The organism is Burkholderia sp. BCC0405 (assembly GCF_902833075.1).
In the GTDB taxonomy this organism is placed as follows: Bacteria; Pseudomonadota; Gammaproteobacteria; order Burkholderiales; family Burkholderiaceae; genus Burkholderia.
The window spans coordinates 246,513-260,253 of record NZ_CADFEO010000007.1 but is presented as its reverse complement, the minus strand read 5'-3'; the positions used below and the strand labels follow the sequence as shown (position 1 = coordinate 260,253).

At 67.8% G+C, this 13,741-nt stretch carries 13 protein-coding genes; 8 read left to right on the top strand and 5 right to left on the bottom strand.

Annotated elements, in window-relative coordinates; translation table 11 throughout:
* The first annotated feature begins 42 nt into the window (after positions 1–42).
* Both HWX36_RS14205 and HWX36_RS14200 read left to right on the top strand, forming a co-directional pair.
* Entirely contained in the window at positions 43–939 is an 897-nt protein-coding gene (locus tag HWX36_RS14205) for a dihydrodipicolinate synthase family protein (protein WP_175952711.1), read from the top strand.
* Positions 936–1,643, top strand: a complete 708-nt coding sequence (locus tag HWX36_RS14200; RefSeq protein ID WP_175952710.1) for an MOSC domain-containing protein — start codon at positions 936–938, stop codon at positions 1,641–1,643. Before HWX36_RS14205 ends, HWX36_RS14200 begins: the two co-directional genes overlap by 4 nt.
* 59 nt (positions 1,644–1,702) lie before the next feature.
* Here HWX36_RS14200 and HWX36_RS14195 read toward each other — a convergent pair whose 3' ends face one another.
* A complete protein-coding gene (locus HWX36_RS14195; protein ID WP_175952709.1) occupies positions 1,703–2,467 on the bottom strand; it encodes an SDR family oxidoreductase in 765 nt (254 codons plus the stop codon).
* A 373-nt stretch (positions 2,468–2,840) separates the two neighbouring features.
* Here HWX36_RS14195 and HWX36_RS14190 point away from each other — a divergent pair, with 373 nt between their 5' ends.
* The gene (locus tag HWX36_RS14190; protein ID WP_175952708.1) at positions 2,841–3,548 is read left to right on the top strand and encodes a YceH family protein; all 708 of its coding nucleotides are present in this window, start codon (positions 2,841–2,843) and stop codon (positions 3,546–3,548) included.
* 90 nt (positions 3,549–3,638) lie between these two features.
* On the opposite strand, the gene HWX36_RS14185 is transcribed toward HWX36_RS14190, so the two are convergent.
* The 3 genes from HWX36_RS14185 to HWX36_RS14175 are packed head-to-tail and all read right to left on the bottom strand — an operon-like array spanning position 3,639 to position 5,910.
* Positions 3,639–4,904, bottom strand: coding sequence for a hypothetical protein (locus HWX36_RS14185; protein WP_175952707.1), 1,266 nt, complete (start codon positions 4,902–4,904; stop codon positions 3,639–3,641).
* On the bottom strand, positions 4,904–5,356 hold the full coding sequence (locus HWX36_RS14180; protein ID WP_244136420.1) for a hypothetical protein: 453 nt from the start codon (positions 5,354–5,356) through the stop codon (positions 4,904–4,906). The genes HWX36_RS14185 and HWX36_RS14180 overlap by 1 nt, the downstream gene beginning before the upstream one ends.
* The gene (locus tag HWX36_RS14175; protein WP_175952706.1) at positions 5,356–5,910 is read right to left on the bottom strand and encodes a hypothetical protein; all 555 of its coding nucleotides are present in this window, start codon (positions 5,908–5,910) and stop codon (positions 5,356–5,358) included. Before HWX36_RS14175 ends, HWX36_RS14180 begins: the two co-directional genes overlap by 1 nt.
* A 403-nt stretch (positions 5,911–6,313) precedes the next feature.
* Between HWX36_RS14175 and HWX36_RS14170 the strand changes: the two genes are divergently transcribed.
* The 4 genes from HWX36_RS14170 to HWX36_RS14155 all read left to right on the top strand — a co-directional run bounded on the left by HWX36_RS14170 (position 6,314) and on the right by HWX36_RS14155 (position 10,610).
* Positions 6,314–7,630: a lipase family protein gene (locus tag HWX36_RS14170; RefSeq protein ID WP_175952705.1), complete on the top strand. Its 1,317-nt coding sequence runs from the start codon at positions 6,314–6,316 to the stop codon at positions 7,628–7,630.
* A 252-nt stretch (positions 7,631–7,882) separates the two neighbouring features.
* The gene (locus HWX36_RS14165) at positions 7,883–9,013 is read left to right on the top strand and encodes a 3-deoxy-7-phosphoheptulonate synthase (protein WP_244136419.1); all 1,131 of its coding nucleotides are present in this window, start codon (positions 7,883–7,885) and stop codon (positions 9,011–9,013) included.
* A gap of 76 nt (positions 9,014–9,089) precedes the next feature.
* A complete protein-coding gene (locus HWX36_RS14160) occupies positions 9,090–10,007 on the top strand; it encodes a hypothetical protein (protein WP_175952704.1) in 918 nt (305 codons plus the stop codon).
* A gap of 174 nt (positions 10,008–10,181) precedes the next feature.
* Complete coding sequence (locus HWX36_RS14155) at positions 10,182–10,610, top strand: PRC-barrel domain-containing protein (RefSeq protein WP_175952703.1); 429 nt, start codon at positions 10,182–10,184, stop codon at positions 10,608–10,610.
* Between the two features lie 203 nt (positions 10,611–10,813).
* Here the strand turns inward: HWX36_RS14155 and dapF are convergent, their stop codons facing one another.
* Positions 10,814–11,638: a diaminopimelate epimerase gene (gene dapF, locus HWX36_RS14150; protein WP_175952826.1), complete on the bottom strand. Its 825-nt coding sequence runs from the start codon at positions 11,636–11,638 to the stop codon at positions 10,814–10,816.
* A gap of 337 nt (positions 11,639–11,975) precedes the next feature.
* On the opposite strand from dapF, the gene HWX36_RS14145 reads away from it, so the two are divergent.
* Positions 11,976–13,466: an alanine/glycine:cation symporter family protein gene (locus HWX36_RS14145; protein WP_175952702.1), complete on the top strand. Its 1,491-nt coding sequence runs from the start codon at positions 11,976–11,978 to the stop codon at positions 13,464–13,466.
* The last annotated feature ends 275 nt before the right edge of the window (positions 13,467–13,741 follow it).

The window sequence follows — 13,741 nt, the reverse complement described above, 5'->3', positions numbered from 1 at the left end:
TTCGCCACGGTCATGTCAGATCATCATTGAGGAATACCTATCGTGTCCATCCTGTTGAAAGGCATCATTGCCTACCCGGTTACACCGTTCTCCGCCGACGGCGCCATCGACCTGAAAACGCTCGACGCGCTGATCGAGCGCCTGATTGCCGACGGCGTCCACGCGATCGCGCCGCTGGGCAGTACCGGTGAAAGCGCGTACCTGTCCGATGCCGAATGGGAGGCGGTCGCCACCGCGTCGATTCGCGCGGTGCGCCGGCGCGTGCCGACCGTCGTCGGCATTTCCGATCTCACCACGGCGGGCGCGGTGCGCCGCGCGCGCTTCGCCGAACAGGCCGGCGCCGATGCGGTGATGGTGCTGCCGGTGTCGTACTGGAAGCTCGCCAACGACGAGATCGTCGCGCACTATCGCGCGATCGGCGACGCCATCGGCATCCCGATCATGCTGTACAACAACCCCGCGACGAGCGGCGTCGACATGTCGCCGGACCTGATCGCGACGATCTGCCGGAGCGTCGACAACGTGACGATGGTGAAGGAGAGCACCGGCGACATCGGGCGGATGCACCGGCTCGCGCAGCTGAGCGACGGCGCGATTCCGTTCTACAACGGCAGCAATCCGATGGCGCTCGCCGCGCTTGCAGCGGGCGCAGCCGGATGGTGCACGGCCGCGCCGAACCTGAACGCGGCGTTGCCGCTGGCGCTGTTCGACGCGATGCGCGCGGGCGACCTGGCGCGCGCCAGGTCGGTCTTTCATGCGCAGCTGCCGCTGCTGCAGTTCATCGTGAACGGCGGGTTGCCGGTGACCGTGAAGGCCGGGTTGCGCCTGCGCGGCTTCGATGCGGGCGAACCGAGGAAGCCGCTGATGCCGCTCGGCGACGCGCGCACGCGCGAACTCGAACGCTTGCTCGCAGCGCTGCCCGACGGTGTGACGACATGAGCGATGCGGCACGGCCGGCGATCTCGGCCGCCATCGGCGCGGTGCGGATCGGCAAGAGCCGGCCGCTGGCCGGTACGCCGCACGCCAGCGCGATCGACAAGCAGCCGGTCGCCTCGCGTCTGTGGCTGGGCACGCTCGGCTTTGCCGGCGACGAGCAGGCCGATGCGCGGCACCACGGCGGCCCCGACAAGGCGGTCCACCACTATGCGCACGATCACTATGCGTGGTGGTCGGCACAGATCGGCGCGCGCGACGTGTTTGCGCAACCGGGCGCGTTCGGCGAGAACCTGTCGACGCACGGCGTGACCGAGCGCGACGTGTGTCTCGGCGACGAATTCACGCTGGGGGGCGCCGTGCTTCAGGTGTCGCAGTCGCGGCAACCGTGCTGGAAACTGAACACGCGTTTCGATCATCCGCGGATGGCCGCGCTCGTGCAGCAGAGCGGCCGGACGGGCTGGTACTACCGCGTGCTGCAGGAAGGCTGGGTGGCGCCGGGCGACGTGCTGGCGTTGCATCGGCGCGGCTATCCGCAATGGCCGCTGTCGACTGTGCTCGACGTGCTGTACCGGCGCACGCTCGACCTGGCCGCGCTCGATGCGCTGTGCGACGTGCCGATACTGCCGCCCGGCTGGCGCAAGATGCTCGATAAGCGCCGGGCGGAGCGGCAGGTCGAAGACTGGACGAAGCGGCTCGAAGGGCGTTGACGGGCTGCGTGGCGGCCAGGGCCGGCCCAAGCCCGTTATCAGCGTGAACAGGCCCTGGCTCAGTGGCTCGGCAGTTCCCGCACGTCCGCCGTCGGCGCCGAGCCGAACGCATCGCTCAGCGCATAGCCGATCAGCTGTCGCGCGGCCGCCTCGGGCGTCGCGAGCGCGCCGCTCGACTTCAGCTGGTCGAATTTCTCGCGCATCGGGAAGTCGTCCTCGCTGGTCGAGCGGATCGTCGCCTGCATGTCCGTATCGACGACGCCCGGCGCCACGCTGCAGATCCGCAGCGCGCGGTTCGCGTCGAGCGCGACTGCGCGCGCATGGTGATCGAGCGCCGCCTTGGTTGCGCAATAGATGCTCCAGCCCGCGTACGCATTGCGTGCCGCGCCGCTCGACACGTGCAGGATCCGGCATTCCGTCGTGGCCGATGCCGCTTGCGTGAGCGCGGCCGACAGCATCAGCGGTGCCGCGACGTTCACGCCGACCGCGCGCGCGACGATTGCCGGGTCTTGCGCAGCGAGCGGGCCGATCGGATCGACGATGCCCGCGTTGTTGAACAGCAGCACGAGCGATGCGCCGTCGACGAAGCGGCGTAGCGTGTCGCCCGCCAGCCAGGCAGCGACGGCCGACGTGTCCGACAGGTCGAGTTCGATTTCGGCGAAACGGTCGCCCGCTTGCGACGCGAGCGACGGATGGCGGCTGCGCGACACGCCGAGCACGGCCACGCCTTCCAGCAGCAGTTGTTCGGCGAGCGACGCGCCGAGGCCGCGCGTGTGTCCGGTGACGATGGCGCGCACGTGCGGTGCGGAAGAGGAGGCGGTCATGGCGGTGAGTGGTTCGAAGGGGTGAACGGGATGAGCGGCGTCGACGAGTGCACAGGCGTGGCGGCAACGCGTGCGGGACAAGCGATGCGTGGTGTGGCGTGCGAATGCGCTCGCGCGCCGCCGCGGGCGTCAGGGTGACGCATATCGTAGCGCCCGCCTGCGCGCCACGCAAACGCCGCCGCGTGCAAGGAGGCGGGATCCGCCGCACGGCACCGGCCGGCCGATAGGTTGGACGAGCGCCTGCTGCGGCAAGTACGCGCGCCCGCACGCCGCGCGGCGCCGGCTACGCGAGCTATCATATGGCTCGCCCGTGCGCGATGCCGGACGGGCCGCGACCGTTTCCCTTCACCTGCTGCACGCTGCGACGCCACTCATGAACACCACGCCGGATATGCCCACGCCACGCGCCCTTCGCGAACTCACGCCTCTCGAGGCCCGCATTCTCGGTGTGCTCGTCGAGAAACAGCACACGGTGCCGGACACCTATCCGCTGTCGCTGAATGCACTGACCGCGGGCTGCAACCAGAAAACCGCGCGCGCGCCGGTGATGAGCGTCAGCGAGGATGAAGTCACGACCGCGCTCGACGGGCTGAAGCACCTGAGCCTCGTGATGGAAGGCAGCAGCAGCCGCGTGCCGCGTTTCGAGCACAACATGAACCGCGTGCTCGGCATCCCGAGCCAGGCGATCGCGCTGCTGACGATCCTGCTGCTGCGCGGCCCGCAGACGGCCGCCGAACTGCGCCTGAACAGCGCGCGCCTGCACGGTTTCGCGGATATTTCGTCGGTCGAGGCGTTCCTCGACGAGCTCGCGGCGCGCGCGCAGCCGCTCGTCGTCCGGCTGCCGCGTGCGCCGGGGGCGCGCGAGAACCGCTGGATGCACCTGATGTGCGGCGAAGTGAACATGGCCGACTTCGCGAGCGCGGATGCCGGCGGCGCCGATTCCGTTCCGCCTTCGGAATTCGAAGCGCTGAAGGCCGAACAGAAGCGCCTCGCGGACGAAGTGGCGCGGCTAAGTGCGCTGGTTCAGCGGATGGCCGGCGAGCTGGGCATCGACGTCGGCGCGCAAGGCGACGCGTCCTGACACAAGCGGCTGCGGTGCGTGAGCATGGCCCGGCCCCGCCGCCACGCGGCCGGGCCGGGGCGCGATGCGGAAATCGCACGCACCCCCGCGTTACTTCAGCTTGACGCCCGGTACGAGATAGCGCGAGCCGCCCGGCTTCAGGATCGGCGCGAGCGCCGCAAACGAAACACCGAGTTGCGGCCCGAGACACACACCCATCGCGTGCCCAATGCCGGAGACGCTGAACGACAGCTTGCCGGGCGCATCGAACTCGAACGCCAGATATTCCGGGAACACGTCGGTGCACGCGATCGAATCGCCGCTTCCATCCGTCGCGCGAGTGCCGGATTCGCCCTTATCGCGCAGCCGCGTGATGAAACTCACCAGTGCGGGGCTCGTTGCCGGGTTGCCATCCTTGCCTGCCGTAGTCGCGTCGATCACGCGATTCCAGTCGAGGTACGTGCCGCGCAGCAGGTCGAACGTGACCGGATCGTAGTGATTGTTCGGATGGGCGCCGCCGCAGTACGTACTGCCCGATTCCACGATGCCGAGTACCGCAGGCGACAGCCACGTGACCGTCACCTGTTCGTCGTCGTAGCCGCCGAGCGAACCGGCCGCCGGCTCGTCGTCGGTATAGCGGGTCGACGCGCATTCGAGCGCGGCGAGATTCATCTGCCAGTGCTGCTGTTCGAGCAGGCGGTTGACTTGCGCCATGACCGCCGGATCGGGATGGCGGCTCAGACGCGGATACATGAGCTCCGTGCGCGGATCGCGCCACATCCGGTACGCGACGGTGCCGTCTCCGACCTCGGGGCCGGCCGGCTGCGCGTGCCCGGCGAGCTTCAGCGTTGCATAGGGCGCCTGCCGCATGTCGATGGCCACGCCGCTTGCGATGCCGCTGCCGACGCCGCCGGCGATGCGGTTGGTGATCGCTTCGACGGAGCCGGGCGCAACCGCGTCGGGATCGTATTCGGCGATGCGCCGCAGCGCGAAATTGCGCGTCTTGCCGGTGCGCGCGTCGGTCCACTGGCCGCGATAGCCGGCCTTGTCCCGCGTGCCCTGCCAGGTGGCGGCGGCATGATCGAAATTGGCTTGCTCGTTGAATCCCAATGGAACGCGCGCATCGTCCGGCAACTGCGTTCGCACGAGCGGTTCGATCAATTCTGCGGGCGTGCCGTGCAGCGGAATATCGACGCCGTACTGCGCATAGAAGTAGCGGCCCGAGATTGAACCATCCGCAGCCGGGCGATCGTCGAGTTCCATCACGACGGCGCCGGCGCCTTGCAGCGTTCCTTCGTAGACCGTGCGCGGTGCGGCGTCCGCGAAGCCCGCGCGCAGCGCGATCAGCGCCAGCACCATCCTGATCAGCGGGCGCATCACCAGCGGCACCCGTTCTGTTCGGAGGCGTCGACGTCCAGTGCCCTACCGAACGCGGTCTGCTTGCCGGTGCGCGCGCTGGTATAGGTCATCGAATAGATCATCGCGCCCTGCGACATCATCTCGTACCGCCCATTGATCCTGCCGTCGACCATCTCGACCCAGGTCGTCGTGAACTGGTGCGGTCGGTCCTCGGCGAGCACTTCCTCGTCCACGTGCTCGACCACCAGCGGCAGGGCCGTTTTTTCTTTCGCATAGCGGACCATGCCACCCGACCAATTGACGGCGTCGTCGTAGTAGGTGCGCATCTCGAAGCGCACGGGTTTGTCGCCGTCCGATTTGAAGCAGTACACCTCGGTGGAGACCGTGGCGAACGCGGGCAGCGACGCGCAGAGCAGCAGGGCGGCAAAGGTTTTTTTCATGATGGGCCGGTGAAGAATGAAGTACGGCATTATCCGAGCACGATCCGCGTGGCGCCCGCATCGACGAGCCGGAACAGCAGATCCTCGACGGCCGTCTCGGGTGCGGAGCCGAGATCCGTATCGACGCGCCACCCCTGTTCCGTGCGAACCGGTTCCGACAGGTAGTGAACGATCCCGTGCAGGCCATCTTCGGCCGGCGCGTTTTCGTCGTCGCCATCGAACCACGCAAAGAACCACGTCTTGAACGCGTCGACGGCCGCGCCTTCGTCGAGACCGCCGGCCTCGATCGCGGCCCAGTCCCACACGAACGGGCGAATCGACACGGCCGCTGTTTCGAGGTCGAATGCCAACGGCTCGAACGCCAGCTGCGTGGCGGAATCGACCCTCGCCGGCTGGCCGGCCGATTCGCCTTCGGTCGCGATGATGTCGGCCCGGCACGGCAACGCGAGCGGCCCTTCGGCGGCGAGCGTGCCGTCGGCACGCCGGTAGGCCGGTTCGACGATCACGGCCGGTTGTGCAGCGGCTTTCGCGAGCAGGTCGGCATACGGTTGGCGGATGGCGCGGAGCAGTTCGGAGACGGTCATCGTGGCGTGTCGGTTGGGCAGGGAGCGATCGGTTACAGGCAAGCGGTGCACGGCGCGGCCGGCATCGCACGGTGCGGCCTTCGGTACCGGACAGCCGTGATCGTACGGCACTTCGACAAAACACGGACAGTCGGCCGAACGGCCGGCGCCCCCCGCATCGCGTGGCGGCGGGTCTAGACGTTTACCTTCAAACAAGGGGAAACGCCCATCGAGTGCGTGCGCGTTGTGCTTCAATTGATGCGGTTTGTACTCCTACTAAAACGATGGATTCAGAACAAGCCGGATTACTCATTCACAGGAGACAGTCGATGGCTCGGAAACGGTCTTGAAGCGGTACACACGATGGTCTGCAACACCGCCGAACTTCCTTCGATGCAAGCAGGTTATCCCAGGGGCTCCAACCATGTCCTCCAGACGTTTCATGATGGCCGCGGCGGCCGTGTCCGCCGCGCTGGCCGTCGCCGCACCGCCGGCCAGCGCCGCCGCGCAGACCGTGTCCGACCCGTTCTACACGTACACCGGCGCCACGCCGTTGGCATCGATTCCACCGGGCACGGTGCTCAAGACGCGCAACGTCACCTATCACGTGGCCGGCATTCCCACCGCGCTGACCGCGCAGCAGTTGCTGTACCGCACCCAAAACGCGCTGAACCAGCCGGTCGTCAACGTGACGTCCGTGATCCGGAGCCCGGTCAGCAACGGCCAGGCGATCTCGTACCAGTCGGCCTACGATTCGCTGAACCCATACGACGAGCCGTCGCAGGTGATCGCCGGCGACCGCGACGTCACGAAGGTCATCAACGTCGGCACGCTGCTCTACAGCGCGGAATCGATTCCGCTGTCGACCCTGCTGCTGCTCGGCTACAACATCATCGTGCCCGATACGGAAGGCCAGACCGCCGACTTCGCCGCCGGCCCCGAATACGGGATGACCACGCTCGATTCGATTCGTGCGGCGCTCAATACGCCGTCGACCGGCCTGAACCCATCTAGCAAGGTGGCGATGATCGGCTATTCCGGCGGTGCGATCGCGACGAACTGGGCCGCGCAGCTCGCGCCGAGCTATGCGCCCGAGATCAACCGGCAGCTCGTCGGCGCGGCGGAAGGCGGCGTGCTGGTCGACCCCGCCCACAATCTGCGCTACGTCGACGGCAGCATCGTCTGGGGCGGCGTAGCCGCGGCCGCGCTGGCCGGGCTGTCGCGCGGCTACGGCTTCGACCTGACGCCCTATCTCAGCGATACCGGCGTCGCCGTGTTCAAGGACATCCAGAGCCAGTCGCTCGCGTACATCCTGCCGAAGTACACGGGGCTGCACTGGGGCACGCTGTTCAAGCCGCAATACGCGAACGACATCAACAGCATTCCCGTGTACGTGACGTATGCGAACAAGGTGAATGCGGGGCTGGCCGCAGCGCCGACGATCCCGATGTTCATCGGCCAGGGCACGGCGGGCGCGCTGGATGGCACGTTCAGCAGCCAGGTGGGCGACGGCGTGATGATGGCGTACGACGTGCGCGCACTGGCGCAGAAGTTCTGCGCGAGCGGCACGCCGGTCACGTACAACGAGTATCCGCTCGAACATGCGGGCGCGATCGTGCCGTGGGTGGCCGGCATGCTGCCGTGGCTCTACGACCGTTTCAACGGGAAAGCCGCGCCGAGCAATTGCTGGCTGACGTCGCTGCTGCCGAGCAATTCGCTGGCGCCCGAAACGCTGCATTAGGGCCTGTTCACGCCGATAACGGGCTTGCGAACGAGCCTTGCCGGCTGCAGTGCAAGAAGCAAGGAGCGCCGCATGCGATGCGGCGCATGGCCGGGCGACCTTCCGCGGGTCGCCTTTTTTCTTTCGCCTTTTGATCTCCGTCGCGCTGCCGTCATGCAGCCGCGCGCGCTCCCCCGCCGCAATCCGCCGCCGTCCCGCCCGGGTGCCATAATCGAGCCTGCCCATCATTCCAGACGTCCCCGGAGAATCACCATGCAGAACCTCGACAATCCTTCCCACGATCGCGAGGTAGGCAGCGCCGACGCGACGCAGGACACCACGCGCATCGACGACGTCCGCATCGGCGCCGTGCGCCCGCTGATCTCGCCGGCGCTGCTGCTGGACGAACTGCCGGTGCCGCCCGCCACGCAGACGCTCGTCGAGGATACGCGCCGCGCAATCGGCGACATCCTGCACGGCCTCGACGACCGGCTGCTGCTTGTCGTCGGCCCGTGCTCGATCCACGATCACGACCAGGCGCTCGACTACGCGCGCCGCCTGAAGGCGGCCGCCGATGCGCTGAAGGACGACCTGCTGATCACGATGCGCGTCTACTTCGAGAAGCCGCGCACGACGGTCGGCTGGAAGGGCTACATCAACGATCCGCGTCTCGACGGCAGCTTCCGCATCAACGAAGGGCTGCGCGCCGCGCGGCAATTGCTGCTCGACATCAACGCGCTGGGCCTGCCGGCGTCGACCGAATTCCTCGACCTGCTGAGCCCGCAATACATCGCCGACCTGATCGCGTGGGGGGCGATCGGCGCGCGCACGACCGAAAGCCAGAGCCATCGCCAGCTCGCGTCGGGCCTGAGCTGCCCGATCGGCTTCAAGAACGGCACCGACGGCGGCGTGCAGGTCGCGTCCGACGCGATCGTCGCCGCGGCGGCGAGCCATGCGTTCATGGGGATGACGAAGATGGGGATGGCCGCGATCTTCGAGACGCGCGGCAACGACGACGCGCACGTGATCCTGCGCGGCGGCAAGAACGGCCCGAACTACGACGCCGAACATGTCGAGGCGAGCTGCGCGGTGCTGCGCAAGGCCGGCTTGCGCGAGCAGGTGATGGTCGACTGCTCGCATGCGAACTCGAACAAGTCGCACGATCGTCAGATCGACGTTGCGCAGGATCTCGCGCGACAACTGTCGCAGGGCGAGCAGCGAATCGTCGGCGTGATGGTCGAGAGTCATCTCGAGGCCGGGCGCCAGGACCTGAAGCCGGGCGTGCCGCTGAAGTACGGCGTATCGATCACGGATGCATGCCTGAGCTGGACCCAGACGGAACCGGTGCTCGACGTGCTGGCCGACGCCGTGCGGCAACGACGCGCGCGGTCGCGCAACGCGTGACGGAAGCGATGCCGACATGAGTGATTTCCCGTCCGTTGACCCACCGGCCATGCCGGGCGAACCCGCTGCTTCCGGTATGACGGCACCGGCACCGGCACCGGCACCGATCCCACCCGGCAAGCTGTACACGATGGCGGGCGTCGGCTGGGCGGCATTGCTCGGCTCGCCGCTCGCCGGCGGCATCCTGCTCGCGGCGAACGCACGGCGTCTCGGCCACCGCGCGCTCGCACAGCGGCAGATGCTCGTCACGGCGCTCGTCACGCTCGTGTCGATCGTGCTGTACGCGGCGGCGGAGATACCGGAACCCACGGTGGTGCCGCACGCGCTCGTGCATGCGGTGGTCATTGCCGGTCTCGCCGGGACGATTTTCTATGCACGGCACGCGCAACGCGCGGCCGTGGACGCGCATCGGGCCGCCGGCGGCGCGCTGCAATCGAACTGGCGTGCGGCGGGCATCGGCCTGCTGACGCTGCTCGGCGTCTGGCTGTCGATTGCCGTGGCGATCGTGGCGCTGGGTGTCGCGGGCGTGTTGAACTTCGACAACGACCTGCGGCTCGTGCGCGACTATCCGGCGCCGGCGGAGCTGCATCTGCCGGCAGGATGGCGGGTCGCGAACCAGCCGGAGGATCGCGGCGACGCGACCTACCGGATCCGGCGTTTCAGGTTCGGGCTGATGTCGGCGGGGATCGAGTTCGTCATCGGCGACAAGAGCGACGATACGCCGTCGAGCTTCTGCGACGAGATGGTCGATGCGGTCAAGGACGGTGGCAGCGCGATCGAATGGTCGCACGCGGAGAACGGCACGATAGCGGGCCGGCCCGCAATGACGTGCGAGCACAAGGGGGCGTTCAACGATGAAATCGTGCACCAGGCGGCCGTGGTGACGTCCGGCGACACGAAGACCTGTGTGCTGATCTACACCGCGCGGGAGGAAAACTACGCGCGTTACCTGCCGGAGTTTGACCGCGTTCGCGATTCGTTGCGGTGTCCGTAATGTCGCCGTCGCGCGGCGCGCATGACGGGGGCTGCGTCATCGCGTCCGATGCAGCGTTGCGCGAGTGGCGCTAACATGGGCCGGTGCGATGCGCCGTGCTTCACGCGGCGCAGGCACGGAGGCGGCTTGGCCGGCCGCCGACACCGACAACAATTCACCGGAGTACATGACAGCATGGCTTTCTACAAGACCCTCATCGCAGCAACCGTCCTCGCATCGAGCGTCAGCGCGCACGCGCAGATCGCGGGTGCGCAGCCGATCAGCGTGACCGTCGAGCAATCGCAGGCGCTGCTCGAAGGCTGGAGCGTGAAGAAGAGCGTGCTCGGCAAGGCCGTCTACAACGACGACAACCAGAAGGTCGGTACCGTGCGCGACCTGATCGTCGCACCGGACGGCTCGGTGTCGGCGGCGATCGTGTCGGCCGGCGGCTTCCTCGGCGTGGCCGCGCACGACGTCGCGGTGCCGATCGCGTCGCTCGACGTGCGCAACGGCAACATCTACCTGCCGGGTGCGACGAAGGATGCGCTGAAAGCGACGCCCGCGTTCCAGTACGCGAAGGTGCCGTCGCCGCCGAAGCCGAAGAAACTCGACGACAAGCAGTGATGCATGCGGCCCGGCACGTGCCGGGCCACGCCGACCGCGGGCGATGAATGGCCCCGCGCGTCGGCGCGATCGTTGGAGGCCGGGCGCCACATCATGGCGGCGAACGAATTACGTTGACGATCGATGACGATGTGGCTGCGTTGCCGCTGCGCATCCGGCGCGAATCGGTATCGTGATTCACGCCGCACCGCGAATGCCTGCGATCAGCTTGCCGTCACCTCCCCGTCCACCCACAACCCGTCGAACCCGAACGCGACCGGCCCGCTCAAGAACACGCTGTCAGTGCCGTCCCATTGAACGGTGACGTCACCGCCGTCGCACTCGACCCGCACGATTTCGTCGAGCAGCCCGCGCCGGATGCCGTTGACGACCGCCCCGCACGAACACGATCCCGAACCGAGCGGCACGCCGCCGCCGCGCTCCCAGATGCGCAGGCGAATGTGCGTGCGATCGATGACCTGAACGAAATGCACGTTGGTCTGCCGCGGAAACAGCGGATGCGTTTCGATGGCCGGGCCAAGCGCCGCGACATCGATCGCGCGGAGGTCGTCGACGAAGAACGTGCAATGCGGATTGCCCATGTTGCATGCGGCCGGTGCGCCGGGCAGCGGCAGCGCGAGGGTGTCGAGCGCCTCTGCGAGCGGCACGTCCCGCCAGCCGGTGAGCGGCCTGCCCATCTCGACGGTGATGAGGCCGCTCGCCGCCGTCGAGCACACGAGATACCCGCGGGGAGTCCGCAGCACGAGCGACGACAGGCCGGTTTCCCGCATCAATCGCCATGCGACGCCGCGTGTCGCGCTGCCGCAGGTGTCGAGCGGCGAGCCGTCGGCGTTCCAGAACGCGACGCGGGCCGCCGCGTCGTCGCAGTCCGACACGACCGCGAGCTGGTTGAAGCCGATGCCGCGATGGCGGTCGCCCATGCGCCGCACGAGGTCGCCATCGATCGCGTGCGCTCGATCCTGACCGCGCAGGTCGACGATTGCGAAGTCGTCGCCGTTCGCGTGCATTTTCTGAAATCCGATCGGCATGGCGGTTCCGGTATCGAGGCAGGCGATCACTGTACGGTGCGCGCGGGCCGGGATCAATGCCGTTCGGGCGCGGGGCCTTGCCGCGCCGTGAGATTCGAGGCGCCCGGCGCCCGGCGCACGGCGCACGCCGCGCCGCCCGATTGCCGATCCCGTCGTTGCAACGCCGCCCGGGTTCGTCACGCGCACTTGGGGGACACCCCAATGCGAAGAAGATCGTAAGGCATGTAATATAAATGAAAGATAAATTCGGATTTGTCTGTAGTCGCGACGCCGCGCGGTCACGCGACGGATCCGACCCTCCGCCACGCGCCATCCTCGCCTTCAACAGAAACGCCTCATGGAACAACTCGTCGAATCGCTCAACGGTGTCATCTGGAGCCCCGCGCTCATCTTTCTCTGCCTTGCCGCGGGGCTGTACTTTTCGCTGCGCACGCGCTTCGCGCAGGTTCGCCATTTCGTCGAGATGCTGCGCCTGATGCGCGGCAGCAAGGCTTCGGCGGAAGGCGTGTCGTCGTTCCAGGCGCTGGCGATGTCGCTGTCGGGGCGCGTCGGCACGGGCAATATCGCGGGCGTCGCGACGGCCATCACGTTCGGCGGGCCCGGGGCGATGTTCTGGATGTGGCTCGTCGCGTTCCTCGGCGCGAGCACCGCGTTCGTCGAATCGACGCTGTCGCAGATCTACAAGGTGCGGCGCGAAGGGCAGTATCGCGGCGGCCCCGCGTATTACATCGAGAAGGGGCTCGGCATCCGCTGGTATGCGGTGGCGTTCGCGATTGCCACCGTGCTCGCGTGCGGGCTGCTGCTCCCGGGCGTGCAGGCGAACGGGATCTCGTCCGCGATCGAGAATTCCTTCGGCATCGCGAAGCCCGTCACGGGCGCGGTGCTCGTGCTGCTGCTCGGGCTCATCATCTTCGGCGGCGTGAAGCGGATCGCGCGCGTCGCGGAAATCGTCGTGCCGTTCATGGCGCTCGGCTACATCCTGATCGCGTGCGTCGTGATCGCGCTCGACATCGAGCGCCTGCCGGGCGTCGTCAAGCTGGTGTTCGAAAGCGCGTTCGGCTTCGAGGCCGGCTTCGGCGCGGTGCTCGGCATGGCGATCCAGTGGGGCGTGAAGCGCGGCGTCTATTCGAACGAAGCGGGGCAGGGCACCGGCCCGCACGCGTCGGCTGCCGCCGAAGTGACGCACCCGGCGCAGCAAGGGCTCGTGCAGGCGTTCTCCGTCTATGTCGATACGCTGTTCGTCTGCTCGGCGACGGGCTTCATGATCCTGATCACCGGCGCGTACAACGTGGTCGCGCCGGGCGGCCGTACGCTGTTCTCGGGCGCGGCCGGCGTCGAGGCCGGCCCCGGCTACACGCAGATGGCCGTCGAATCGGTGCTGCCGGGCTTCGGCGCGGCGTTCGTCGCGATGGCGCTGTTCTTCTTCGCGTTCACCACGATCCTCGCGTACTACTACATCGCGGAAACCAACGTCGCGTACCTGAGCCGCGCGCGCAGCAGCGCCGCCGGCACGTTCGTGCTGCGCGCGGTGATCCTGCTCGCGACGCTGTACGGCGCGGTGAAGAGCGCGAGCGTCGCGTGGGCGCTGGGCGACATCGGCGTCGGGTTGATGGCGTGGCTCAACATCGTCGCGATCCTGTTGCTGCAGAAGCCGGCGCTCAAGGCGCTGCGCGACTACGAAGCGCAGAAGCGCGCGGGACGCGAGCCGTCGTTCGATCCGGCCGCGCTCGGCATCGCGAACGCGACGTTCTGGGAGAAGCCGGCGGCGGCGAGCGGCGCGCGCGAAAGCCGGGCAGAGCCGGTCGTGGCAGCCGAGCGGCAGTCGTAGGAAGGCATTCCGTGGCGGTGCGCCGTCTGCGAGGATGGCGGCGCGCATTGCGGGAATCATGCGTTTCACACCAGCGGCCGGCACCTCTGTCGCCGGCCGTTTTGCATCGTGCCGCGCCGGGCAGGCCGGCGCGTTCCCTATGCTTTCCACCCGAACGTTGCGCACGCATCTACGTAATTCTACGTAGCTCCGCATACGTAGTTATCCGCTTGTAAGCTGCCCCCGTCGCACGGAATACTACGGCCCATCGCCGCGGCCTTTGCGAGGCCGTGGCG